Here is a 12,010-nt window from a genome sequence, read left to right on the forward strand (position 1 = left end):
CCTGGCTGCCAGACTGCTCGATGCTAAGGATCTCGATTGGATACCAACACGCTGCCCCGCCGCCCCGGCACTGGAAAAATCGTTCTGCTCGGGCTGCTGCAAATATTGTCCTGGGGCGGTTCTTTTTACTTGTTGGGGGTGTTGGCTGACCCCATCGCCGCCGACACCGGATGGCCGCACCAATGGGTGCTGGGGGCTGCGTCCATTGGTTTATTGGTCGCCAGCCTGTTATCGCCGTTGTGCGGGCGGCTCATCTCGCGCCTTGGCGGGCGTAAGGTGTTGGCGGCCCACGGTTTGATCCTTGCAGCGGGTCTGGGGCTGATGGCGATTGCCCCCTCTCTGCCGGTGTTCCTGCTGGCCTGGGTCATCATCGGCATTGCCATGGCCACCGGACTTTACGATGCGCTTTTCACGTCACTGGGCTCCACCTATGGCCTGGAGGCGCGGCCAATCATTGTCGGGATCACCCTGATTTCCGGATTCTGCACCACAGTCATCTGGCCATTGCTGGCCGTAATGGAGCACCTCATGGGCTGGCGCATGACCTGCGCGGTCTTCGGGGGCGTGGTACTCGTCACCCTATATCCGCTTTACCGCTACGCCTTGGACGCTCACGTCCCGGCGACCGCCTCGCGATCCACCACCGCAGGAAGTGGTGCTGCACTTGAACCCTCCATTTATTGGTCGATGACTGCCCTGTTCGCCATTGCCGCGGCGTTGATGACCTGTATCTCCATCGTCCTGCTGACCGTACTCCAGGCGCGCGGACATAGCCTGACGTCGGCCATCGCCATGGCCGCCTTGATCGGTCCGGCCTCGGTGCTTTGTCGGGTGGTGGATCTGCTGTTCAAGCGCAAGGCGCCAATGTTTACCGCACTGCTGTCCAGCGGCATGACTGCGTTGGGCCTGCTGATGGTGGACTTTGCACCCGACCTCGTCGCCTGGGGCCTGGTGCTGTATGGCGCAGGCAACGGTTTGCGCGCCATCGTCAAAAGCACGTTGCCACTGATGGTGGTTCATCAGGCGGACTACGCCGTGATCTCCGGGCGCATGGCCAGGCCCGCCCTGCTCGCTCAGGCCGTCGCACCCATCGCCTGCGGGTACCTGATTTCCACATTGGGCAGCGAGGCGATGATCCATGCCCTCACTGCCATGGCACTGATTGCCTTCGCTCTGTCCTTGTGGCTCGCACGGCTGGTGGCACGGCGGCAAACCACGACCGGGTAGGCCCATCACCTCAAAAACGCGACGCGGTGAACGGCGCGATGTCGACGGGCGAAGGCGCTCCCGAGAAGAAGCTGGCGACGATCTGCGCAGTCATTGGCGCCGAGGCCAACCCCACATGACCGTGACCAAAGGCGTGGACGATGTCCGGCGTCGCAGCTGCCTGTGCAATGACCGGCAGGCCGTCGGGCGTTGACGGGCGATTGCCCTGCCAGCGGCTGATTGTCAGGCGTGAGGGATCATCACCGAGTCCCGGATAGCTCTTGAGCAAGTGATGCAGAAGGATGTCCGCACGCTTCCAGTCTGGCGGCGAATCAACGCTGGCCAATTCCACCTGACCGGATGCACGTAGCCCTCCCCGAGTCATGGTGTTCGCCATCTTGCCGTCAGCGGGCATCACCGGCAGATGCGGGCCGACCGCCGGGTTGGCGATTTCGACGTGGTAACCCCGCTCGCTTTCCAGACAGACTGCATCGCCCACGCTGTGCGCCAGCACCCTGGAATAAATACCGGCGGCGATGACCGCACCGTGGCAAGGGATAACGGTTTTGTCGGCTCTCACGGCATGAAGCTGACCCGACCGAATATCGAACCCTTCAGCCCGCCCCCTGATCAGTTCACCGCCCTGAGCGACGAACCGCTCCACCAACCCTCGAACATAGGCCCCGGGATCAAGGCAATGGCCACCGCGCTCGATCAGCACCGCGAAGGTGTAGCGACGGCTCAGCGCAGGCTCGAACTCGTGCAGCGCAGCACCTTCCAGTTCTCGCCATTGAATGCCGTTTTCGCGCCGCAATTGCCAAGAGAACGCCTCACTGGCGAAAGCCTGCCGATCAGGATAGACATACAGCAGACCGTCCTGGCGAATCAGATCCTCCAGCCCGCAGGCCGCCGCCAGCGCAAGATGGCGCTCCGGGGCATCAGTCAGCAGCGTGGAGAGAATCGCGGCGGTCCTCGTCGCCTTGGCAGGCGTCGACCCGGCGTTCACGAAACGAATCAACCAGGGCGCCAGCTTGAACAGGTACTGCCAGCGAATGGTGAACGGCCCTTGAGGATCCAGTAGAAAACCCGGCACCTTCTTCCAGAGACCCGGCATTGACATGGGGATGATCGAGCCCGGACTCAGAAAAGCACCGTTGCCGTAACTCGCCGCCTGCTCCCCTCCCGGCGCGGCGGGCTCCAGAATGGTGACGCGATGGCCGTCCTTCTGAAGGGCCAAAGCAGTGCACGCGCCGACGATGCCGCCACCAATCACCACAATATGCCGAGCAGACGGGGCGCTGTCCTGATTCACATCCATGGCGCTGCTCATCCCTCGGCCAGGATGCGGGCATTGCCGCGCAACGATGCCTCGGTGACGGTAATTCCCAGCCCCGGCCCCGTCGGGACGACCACCGCACCGTCGCGGTTGGGAATACGCTCTTCGAGCACATCTTCAGTCAGCACGTGATGGGGCATGTAGAACTCGCAACCCAGAGACATGCCGGGTGTGGCGGCGATGAACTGGGTGCCTGCGGCCAGTGCCACACCGCCTTCCCACAAAGTACCGCCGTAAGCCGGGATATGCGCCGTATCGGCAATGGCCATGATGCCCTGAGCCTTGAGAATGCCCCCGGCTTTCATGAGCTTCACCGAGATAGCATCGGCTGCACCAAGGCGGATGATTTCCATCAGGTCACGGGCGTCGAAACAGCTCTCATCGGCCAGGATCGGCGTGTCCAGCGCATCGGCAAAGGACGCCATGGCCGCCAGGCAGCTGCGCGGTACCGGCTGCTCGATGAAGGTGGGACGAAAGCGATCAACGTCGCGCAGAATACTGATCGCGCCAAACGGCGCCAGCGCCTGGTTGTAGTCCAGGCGAATGTCGATGGTGTCGCCGAACTCATTGCGCATGGCTTCCAGGTGGGCCATGTCCTCAGCGTGAGACTTGACGCCGGTCTTGACCTTGAATATCCGGTTGCCCGCAGGAACCATCGCCTGCATGCGCTCAAAGTCAGCGTCGAAGTCAGGATCGGCAATGGAGAACGACAGTGGGATGCTGTCGCGCACCCGACCGCCCAGCAGATCGGCGACGGAAAGGCCGCAGGACTTGCCCAGAATGTCGAACATCGCCGTTTCGATGGCGAGTTTGGCTTCGCCATGACCGACCAATGCCGTGTCCATTTTCATTGTCGTGGCGCGGATCGCGCGGATCGATGCGCCAATCACCAATGGCCGCAGGTACACGTCGATGGCAGCGAACGCGCCTTCAGCCGTCCCGGTGAACACTTCCCAGGGCGCCGCCTCTCCCCAGCCGACAATGCCGGACGTCGATGTCAGCTCCACCAACACTCGCTTCACACTGCCCTTGACGTTACCCACGCCCTGAAGACGCGCCATCTTGATCGGACTTTCAATCAAAAAGACCCGAAGCCGCTGAATGCTTTCATTTGTCATGGTCATGACGCCTCCGCTCGCCGCGCAGCCTGAACCAGACCGGGCACGATAATGTGTTTGGGATTTAGCCGGGCCCGTCAGTGGCTGCCGTGGCCCTTGTGGAAATGGTTGAGAAAGTTGCGGGTGGCTTCTTCCCGAGGGTTATCGATGGTCTGCCGCGCCGGCCCGTCCTCGATCACATAACCGTCGCGCATGAACACCACCCGGTCGGCCACTTCGCGGGCAAAGGCGATCTCATGGGTCACGATCACCATCGTCATGCCGTCAGCCGCGAGCTTCTGGATGGTGCTGAGAACCTCCCCCACCAGTTCGGGGTCCAGGGCTGAAGTGGCTTCATCAAACAGCATCACTTCCGGCTCCATGGCCAGCGCCCGGGCAATGGCGACGCGCTGCATCTGTCCGCCGGACAAGGTATTGGGCATTTGCCGGGCGCGATCAGCGAGGCCGACTTTCTCCAACTGCGACATGGCCAGGTCCCGAGCGACGCTTTTGCTCAGCTTGCGCACGTGAACCGGCGCTTCCATGACGTTTTCCAGCACGCTCATGTGCGGGAACAGATTGAAGCTCTGGAAAACCATGCCGGTTCTGGCCCGGAAAGCTGCCAGCTCTTTGGTGCCCGGCGGGCGACGCCCCTCACCGAATTGAAATGTGGTATCCCCCACGCGAATCTCGCCGTCGTCTGGCTCAACCAGCAGATTGATGGAGCGCAACAGCGTGGACTTGCCCGAGCCAGAAGGCCCGATCAAAGAGACGACGCCGCCCTCATTGACCCTGAAATTGATGTCTTTCAATACCTGCAGCGCGCCGAAACTCTTGCGCAGCGCGGTGATTTCAATCTTCGGTTTGCTGGACATCATTGGCTGGCTCCATGTTTCTTCTCGCGGTAGCGCACGATCAGGGTCAGCGGAAACAGAATGACAAAATAAGCCACGGCCACGGCCGAATACGTCTCAAGCGGGCGGAAGCTGTCATGGGCGATCATCTGGCCCTGATACACCAGATCGGGTACGGCCAGGACCGACACCAGCGAGGTGTTCTTGAACTGCATGATCGACTGGTTCATCAAGGCCGGCACCATGCGCCGGATCGCCTGGGGCAGAATGATCCGACGCATGGTCAGGATCGGCGTCATGCCCAGCGCCCCGCCCGCTTCACGCTGGCCGGGATCAATGGACACGATGCCGCCGCGAATGATCTCGGCGTAGAACGCCCCGCCATAACAGGACAGTGCCAGCAGCGACGCCGTGATCGGCGTCATCTCAATGCCCGCCAGGATCGGCAGCGCGTAATAACACCAGATGAGCTGCACCAGTACTGGCGTGCAGCGGAATACCTCGGTGAACATCAAGGCCACAAACCGGACAACCCTGAAGCGCGAAAGCAGCCCCATAGCCGCCAACAGGCCGATGGCCAGACCGCCCGCCACAATGGCAGCGGTGAATGACACCGTCAGTCCAAGGCCCTGCAGCAACAGCCAGCGGTATTCCCAGAGCGCGGAGAAATCCCACTCGTACATGTTAAAACCCCACGTCACATAAACAGGTTGGCAAAGCTGCCCGTAAGCAATGCAGGGTGATCAAATCTCGAAGCCGCTCGGGAAATCTTTCTCGGTGACCCCCACCAGTTCCATGTTGCGCATGATCGCGGTCTTGATGAAGCCGTTGTCACGATGTTCAGTGATCCAGGCGTCGACGAACTCACGCCAGGCAGTGTCTTCTTCGCGACGGAAACCGGCATTGGAAGTCGTTGCGTTCAATGGCGTGGGGACGATGAGTTGACCGATGGCTGGATTTTTCGCCCGCAATGCCAGGGCCAGCACCATGACCAGACATTGCGCGTCCACACGGCCCGATTGCAGCGCGGCGGTTGCGTCGCTGGCGGTTTTAAGACGGGAGACAACAGCGTTGGGCGCCAGCTTGCTCACCGCGCTGTCATGAGATGAACCGGCATCGACACCAATACGCATGTCGGCGTTGTTGAAGTCTTCCCAGGTTTTTGCCGTGACGGATTTCTTCGCGATGAAGGTGAACGCGTTCTTGAATACCGGGCCCGAAAAATCGATAACTTTCTGGCGCTCCGGCGTCGGGTTGAGACCAAAGAACATATCAACTTTGCTGGCCTGCAGATCCAGAACCGAGTTACCCCAGGTGGTTTCCAGAATCGACAGTTTCACGCCCAGATCGTCTGCAAGTTTCTGGCAGATGTCGATATAGAACCCGCGCCATGGCCCGCCGGTCAGACTCTTCTGGTAATAAGGAGCGCCATCGGCAATCGCGCCGATCCGCAATACGCCTGAAGACTTTACGCGCTCAAGAGAGCTGGCTGAGTCTGCCCTGGCGCCCAACGAGATCAAGCCTGTGGAAGCGCTGATTACTGTGGCCCCGAATAGCTTTGTGAATCTTCTGCGCGTAATCATGCAAAACGTTCCTTTTTCTCAGCCATTTATGATGGTGCTGTTTCATCATTGGGTAAAACGGGTTGGCAGTCGAAAAAAGACACTTCACGCGCTTGTCGATTGGACACCGCAGATCAACTGCTCGGAACCTCGTTCGACTTATTTTCGGCAGATGACTTCTGCTCAGTGCAGCGGATAAAACATAAGCTCAAGCTATTGGAGTGGCCAAGCGCATAACCAGTCGCTGTGCCCGGTGGCGCCCGCTCAAGTCTGGGGCGCCAGTTCATGCGACATATTGATGACACAAAGCTATCGACAACTGAAGCCTTGAAAAATGGGGGCGTCATGACTTTTAATCATGACGCCGATTATTGAGGATTCCCGTCATGCGCCGATTTCTACCCTCGCTCTCCTCACTTCAAGCGTTTGAGGCGTCGGCGCGGCATCTGAATTTCACCAGAGCCGCAGAAGACCTGTTCGTCACGCAAAGCGGTATCAGTCGGCAGATCACCAATCTGGAGCAGTTTCTCGGCATGCGGCTGTTCGAGCGTTCGGGCTCGCGCCTGGTGCTCACCGAAGCCGGCAGCAAGTATTTGCAGGATGTGGTGCAGATGCTCAACAGGCTTGAGGAAGCCTCCATCGACTTGGTCAGAGGCCGCAAAGCCGATGCTTCGCTGATGATTGGCGCCAACCCCACCTTCGTCTCTCGCTGGCTTGCCCCGCGTCTGGAAAACTTCGTCCGGCTCGCGCCCCACGTGCCCGTGGAGGTCAACCCGGTGGAAGCTGACGTTGACTTCAAGACCTGTCGGTTCGATATCACCATCATGCGCGGCACCGGCACCTGGAACGAAGCCAGGGCGCTGGAGCTGTTTGCTGAGGAGCTGGTGGTCGTGGCGTCGCCGAAACTCATTGCACCCGGTGAGAAACGGGGCCAACTGGATTTCACCCAGATACCCACCCTGCAAAATGCCAGCAGGCCCAGTCTGTGGCTGCAATGGCTGCGCGCGTCAGGCTGTGTCGGCAAAGGCCTGATTCAAGGCGTGCGCTTTTCTCAAAGCGAGATGCTCATCAGCGCTGCGGTCAGTGGTCTCGGGCTTGCCGTGGTTCCCCTCCACTACGTCGAACGGGAGCTGCAACGCGGCGAACTGCACATGCCCTTCGGCCCCCCGGTGCGCTCGGGTGACTCGTACTGGGTAGTCAGCCCAGAACGCAAATCCCAGAAACAGCATGCGCTGCTGTTCCGGGACTGGTTGATGCAGGAGGTCAGTGAAACGCCTGTGTCAGCACTGCACCTGTAGGAGCGCGCTTGCCCGCGATTCAGCCACCTCGATTTGTCAGAAATGCCGCGTATCGTTCATCGCGGGCAAGCGCGCTCCTACCAAAAAGCATTCCAGTTCTGGGGTTATGTTTTTGCTAAAAGAGAGGCGCTGAAACGGCAGCTTTCCGACTGATGTGAAAAATATGTCAAATCTGATACTTAATGCGTCTGTTTCGCATTAGCGATATGGGTCAGAATGTTACATCTTCTTACATCCTTCAGGAATTGATCCTTTGAATCCTCGCCTCTCTGCCAGCCTGATTCTCGCTGGTGCTTGCAGCACCCTGAATCTGACCTACGCCGCTGACGAAATCACCCTGCCCGAAACCACGATTCAGAGCAGCAGTCGACAGGCCGATATTCAGAGCCAGGGTTACCAGGGCAAGGCAGCTGCCAGCACAACTCGGCTGGGCCTGTCGGACAAAGAAACGCCCCAGGCAGTGACGACCATCACGCGCGACCAGATTGACGACTTCAAACTCAATGGCATCCGTGACGCTTTGCGTGCTGCGCCCTCGGTGACAGTCGAGCAGATCGAGACAGACCGCACCGAGTTCACCTCCCGCGGCTTCACCATCGACACGTTCGAATACGACGGCATGGGCATGCCCTTCGCCGCTACCACTCTGGTGGGCGAGCAGGATCTGGCTGAGTACGAGCAGATCGACGTGCTGCACGGCGCCAACGGGTTGATGAGCGGCACCGGCAATCCCTCGGCCACCGTCAACTTCGTGCGCAAGCGCCCGACCGAAACGTTCCAGGCCAAGATCGGTGTCAGCGCCGGCTCATGGGATAACCGCCGTGTCGAAGCCGATGTTTCCGGGCCCCTTACACCAACCGGCAACGTGCGCGGGCGCTTCGTCTATGCCCATGACAAGGGCAATTCCTACCTCGATCGCTACAGCCATGAAGTCAATGTCGCGGCAGGTTTGCTGGCCTTCGATCTGACCGATGCCGACACCCTGACCGTGGGTTTTTCCCAGCACAACAGTGATTCCAACGGCAGCAGCTGGGGCAACCTGCCGCTGATTGATACCTATGGCAACCGCATCCATTACAGCAGCCGCAGTTCGAATATCGGCCAGCCATGGACCTACTGGAACCTGCACACCCAGCGCGCCTTTGCCGAGCTGAACCATGATTTCGGCAATGGCTGGAACGGCAAAGTCACCGTGACCGGGGTTACCCAGTACCAGGACACGGATATGTACTACATATCCAGCGTGACCGGCGATGCAGGTTCGAGCTACGCCACCGACACATCGAGCAAGGAACATCAACTGATCGGCGAAGCGCAACTGTCAGGGCCGTTCACCCTGTTCGGTCGGGATCATGAACTGACCCTGGGAGCCAACTACGGCCGTACCCATCACAAGGAACGCGCCTACAACATCGACGATGTCGGCTACTTCACCTCCAATCTATCCGACGCACTGGCCGGCGGCGTACCGCGCCCGGGTCTGAATTACACCGACGCCAACAACATGGGCAACTTCAGCGACAGCCAGAAGAGCCTGTATGCCGGTGCCCGTTTCAGCCTGCTGGACGATCTGCACTGGATCGTCGGCGCCCGTATGCTCAGCGCCGACGGCAAAGGCGAAAACTACGGCGCCTCCCACGAAACCCGCGAGCACGGCAAGATTACGCCCTACACCGGCCTGGTCTACGACGTGAACAGCGAGTGGAGCGTCTACGGCAGCTGGACGCAGATTTTCAGCCCGCAGTATGTGCTGGGCACTGATGGCAACCTGATCGACCCACTGGAAGGCACCAGCATGGAAGTCGGGGTCAAGGGCAGCCTGCTCAATGACCGTCTGGACCTGACCGCCGCGCTGTTCAAGACCAAGCAGCAGAACGTGGCCGAATACGCTGGCCTGCTGGGTAATCAGTACATTTATGACGGGGTCGACTTCAAAAGCCACGGCGTCGAGCTGCAAGCGTCCGGTGAGGCGTTGCCAGGTCTGGACCTGCTGGCGGGTTACACCTACGTGCAGATCGAAGACGCCAATGGCGACGAGGCTCGCAAGTATGTGCCGACCCACACCTTCCGCGGCATGGCGACCTACCGCCTGCCGGCCTTGCCAAAGGCCAAAGTGGGTGGCCGCCTGAGCTGGCAGAGCAGCACTGAAGACGACACCTACAGCCAGGTCAACCAACATGCCTTTGCCCTGCTGGACCTGATGACCAGCTACGACATCGACCAGCACTGGAGCACGTCGCTGAACCTCAACAACGTTACCGACCGCAAATACTTGATGTCGTTGAAAAGCGGCACCAGCGCCAACTACGGCGCACCGCGCAACCTGATGGCGTCGGTGACGTGGAAGTATTGAGGCGCTGATATTCAGGATTGGAATGCGCCCCTGTAGGAGCGCACGAGCAACGCGAGGCCGCGATGGCGGTGTCTCAGGCAGGACGCTATCGCTGTCTCGCGTTGCTCATGAGCTCCCTGGGTTTGGCGACTCTGTGGGAGCGGTGCTTGCCCGCGATAAGGGCGACTCGTTTGACAGGCAAGATCACCTAAACCTTATCGCGGGCAAGCACCGCTCCCACAGGGACGTGATCCGACAGAGCTGCGTTTATATTTCCACCCGGATCCGGCGTAAGCCTTTCCAGCTGCGGGCAGGCCCAGTCGACGAACGTCCGCACTCTTGGCGAGAGCTGCAGAGAGTGGGGATATACCAGTTGAATCGGCAGGTCCTTCGGTTCGTATTCTCGCAGGACCCTGACCAGCCGCCCCTCAGCCAGCTCATCCGCGACTTGATAATGCATCAAGCGGACAACCCCTACCCCTTGCACACACGCCAGACTGGCGGCGCGGATCTGGTTGCACACCAGTCTGGGCGCGATCTGCTCAACCCGCTCTTTATCGCCGTGGCGGAAATACCACTGTCGCCCCTGCGAGGCCAGCGCAATGCACGCGTGGTCCCGCAACGAGGTCGGGCTATCGAGGGCTGGAGCGTTCTTCAAATAACCCGGGCTCGCACAGGTCACCAGTCGCGTGGCGCCAACCCGGCGCGCAACCATGGCAGAGTCCGGCAGATGGCCGACTCGCAGTGCAAGGTCCAGACGTTCATCCAGCAAGGCGATAACCTGATCATGCATACTCAGCTCAATTGCCATCTCCCTGTGCTCCATGAGGAACGTATTGACCATCGGCGCCAGATAACGCTGCCCGAACTCAACCGGCGCGGTGATGCGCAACGTCCCCCGGGCGGTGCCGTCGCGGGTTTCCAGGTGCTGCTCCATGTCCTCGAACTCAGCCAGCATGCGCTGGCTCCAGGCCAGATATTCCTCACCTTCATCGGTCAGGGCCATGCGCCGGGTGCTGCGGTTCAGCAAGCGCACCCCCAGATGACGCTCCAATGCGGCCAGCGAGCGCACCAGCGATGCGACGGATTGCCCGGTCGCATCGGCCGCTGAACTCAAGCTGCCGCTGTCGACAATCCGCACGAAGTTGGCCATTGCCTTGAGCCTGTCTATCGCCACTTTTCGAGCCACCTTTGAATTTGTGCAATTGCTGCATAGGTCTTGTCAGGTTCACACCATAGGTGAAAAACGTCCTCAAGTTGAAACTGGCTACTGATTTCAACCTCCTGAGGAGTCAGCCCCATGAGCCAACTGCCAAACCCGGCACGGATTCTCGCCTACGATCACATTGGAATTCGCGTCAGTGACCTGAAGCGCTCCATGGCTTTTTATCAGGCCCTGGGCTTCATCGAGAATGCACGCTTTCCACGCTACGAAGCCAACGAAATGATCAGCGCGGACGGCGTACGCATCAATCTGATCTTCAATGGTGTTCGCGTCCCCGACGCCCACAACATCCTGTTGGATGCCCCGATCAAATTGCCCGGGATAACCCACCCGGCGTTCATTACCGATGATCTCCAGGCTCTGCAAGCCTGGCTGGAGCAGCAAGGCATCGTTATTACCGAAGGCCCCCACCCCATCGGACCACGACGTATCGCGCTGTTCTTTCGCGATCCCGATGGCAACGTTCTCGAATTCAATCAACTTGTCGATGGAGACACACAATGAAACTTTACGACCTGCACCCCTCCGGCAATTGCTACAAAGTCAGGCTGTTTGCCTCCCTGGCCAACATCGAACTTGAACTAGTCGCCGTGGACTTTCTCAGCGAAGCGCATAAAAAGCCGCCCCTCTCTGACCTGAACCCGCTGTGTCAGGTGCCGGTTCTCGAAGACGGTCCATACGTGCTGCGCGACTCTCAGGCGATTCTGGTTTACCTCGCCGGCCAATACGGCGGGCTGGCGTGGTGGCCGGGCAACCCTCATGGTCAGGCCGACATCGTCCAGTGGCTGTCATTTGCCGCCAATGAAGTGCAGCACAGCGTGTGTGCTGCGCGACTGGTGCAGGTATTCGGCTATGCACTGGATAAGTCACGGGCTATTGCAAACTCGGCGGCAGTGCTCTCGATACTGGATAAACATCTGGAGCATAACGACTGGCTGGCAATCAACCGGCCTTCCATTGCCGATTGCGCGGTCTATCCCTATGTCGTGCTGGCACCCGAAGGCGATGTGAGTCTTGAACCATACCGCCATATCGCTCGCTGGATTGAGCGGCTGGAAAGCCTGCCGGGTTATCTGGCCAAGCCTTGAGTGCACCTTGAG

11 protein-coding genes are annotated in these 12,010 nt (G+C 59.8%); 5 read left to right on the forward strand and 6 right to left on the reverse strand.

Annotated features, from left to right (window positions below):
• Nucleotides 1–36: 36 nt before the first annotated feature.
• Entirely contained in the window at nucleotides 37–1,227 is a 1,191-nt protein-coding gene (locus IV01_RS02440; protein ID WP_229636165.1) for an MFS transporter, read from the forward strand.
• A 10-nt stretch (nucleotides 1,228–1,237) separates the two neighbouring features.
• Here the strand turns inward: IV01_RS02440 and IV01_RS02435 are convergent, their stop codons facing one another.
• The 5 genes from IV01_RS02435 to IV01_RS02415 all read right to left on the reverse strand — a co-directional run bounded on the left by IV01_RS02435 (nucleotide 1,238) and on the right by IV01_RS02415 (nucleotide 6,076).
• Nucleotides 1,238–2,524: an NAD(P)/FAD-dependent oxidoreductase gene (locus tag IV01_RS02435; protein ID WP_032631379.1), complete on the reverse strand. Its 1,287-nt coding sequence runs from the start codon at nucleotides 2,522–2,524 to the stop codon at nucleotides 1,238–1,240.
• An 8-nt stretch (nucleotides 2,525–2,532) separates the two neighbouring features.
• Nucleotides 2,533–3,666: an enolase C-terminal domain-like protein gene (locus tag IV01_RS02430; RefSeq protein ID WP_229636166.1), complete on the reverse strand. Its 1,134-nt coding sequence runs from the start codon at nucleotides 3,664–3,666 to the stop codon at nucleotides 2,533–2,535.
• 71 nt (nucleotides 3,667–3,737) lie between these two features.
• Complete coding sequence (locus IV01_RS02425) at nucleotides 3,738–4,517, reverse strand: amino acid ABC transporter ATP-binding protein (protein WP_324294264.1); 780 nt, start codon at nucleotides 4,515–4,517, stop codon at nucleotides 3,738–3,740.
• Entirely contained in the window at nucleotides 4,514–5,176 is a 663-nt protein-coding gene (locus tag IV01_RS02420; protein ID WP_032631381.1) for an amino acid ABC transporter permease, read from the reverse strand. The genes IV01_RS02425 and IV01_RS02420 overlap by 4 nt, the downstream gene beginning before the upstream one ends.
• Before the next feature lie 60 nt (nucleotides 5,177–5,236).
• Nucleotides 5,237–6,076: a transporter substrate-binding domain-containing protein gene (locus IV01_RS02415; RefSeq protein WP_032631382.1), complete on the reverse strand. Its 840-nt coding sequence runs from the start codon at nucleotides 6,074–6,076 to the stop codon at nucleotides 5,237–5,239.
• A gap of 365 nt (nucleotides 6,077–6,441) precedes the next feature.
• Here IV01_RS02415 and IV01_RS0125555 point away from each other — a divergent pair, with 365 nt between their 5' ends.
• Nucleotides 6,442–7,353, forward strand: coding sequence for a LysR substrate-binding domain-containing protein (locus IV01_RS0125555; protein ID WP_050507974.1), 912 nt, complete (start codon nucleotides 6,442–6,444; stop codon nucleotides 7,351–7,353).
• A 253-nt stretch (nucleotides 7,354–7,606) separates the two neighbouring features.
• Nucleotides 7,607–9,706, forward strand: a complete 2,100-nt coding sequence (locus IV01_RS02410; protein WP_229636167.1) for a TonB-dependent siderophore receptor — start codon at nucleotides 7,607–7,609, stop codon at nucleotides 9,704–9,706.
• A gap of 187 nt (nucleotides 9,707–9,893) precedes the next feature.
• On the opposite strand, the gene IV01_RS0125560 is transcribed toward IV01_RS02410, so the two are convergent.
• Nucleotides 9,894–10,856, reverse strand: coding sequence for a LysR family transcriptional regulator (locus IV01_RS0125560; RefSeq protein WP_050508013.1), 963 nt, complete (start codon nucleotides 10,854–10,856; stop codon nucleotides 9,894–9,896).
• A 129-nt stretch (nucleotides 10,857–10,985) separates the two neighbouring features.
• Between IV01_RS0125560 and IV01_RS02405 the strand changes: the two genes are divergently transcribed.
• A complete protein-coding gene (locus tag IV01_RS02405; protein WP_032631383.1) occupies nucleotides 10,986–11,414 on the forward strand; it encodes a VOC family protein in 429 nt (142 codons plus the stop codon).
• Nucleotides 11,411–11,998 carry a glutathione S-transferase family protein gene (locus IV01_RS02400; protein ID WP_032631384.1) on the forward strand — a complete coding sequence of 196 codons (588 nt, stop codon included), beginning with the start codon at nucleotides 11,411–11,413 and terminating at the stop codon, nucleotides 11,996–11,998. Before IV01_RS02405 ends, IV01_RS02400 begins: the two co-directional genes overlap by 4 nt.
• Nucleotides 11,999–12,010: the final 12 nt, after the last annotated feature.

Origin of the sequence: Pseudomonas syringae (genome assembly GCF_000737245.1) — a bacterium.
Classification (GTDB): Bacteria; Pseudomonadota; Gammaproteobacteria; order Pseudomonadales; family Pseudomonadaceae; genus Aquipseudomonas; species Aquipseudomonas syringae_J.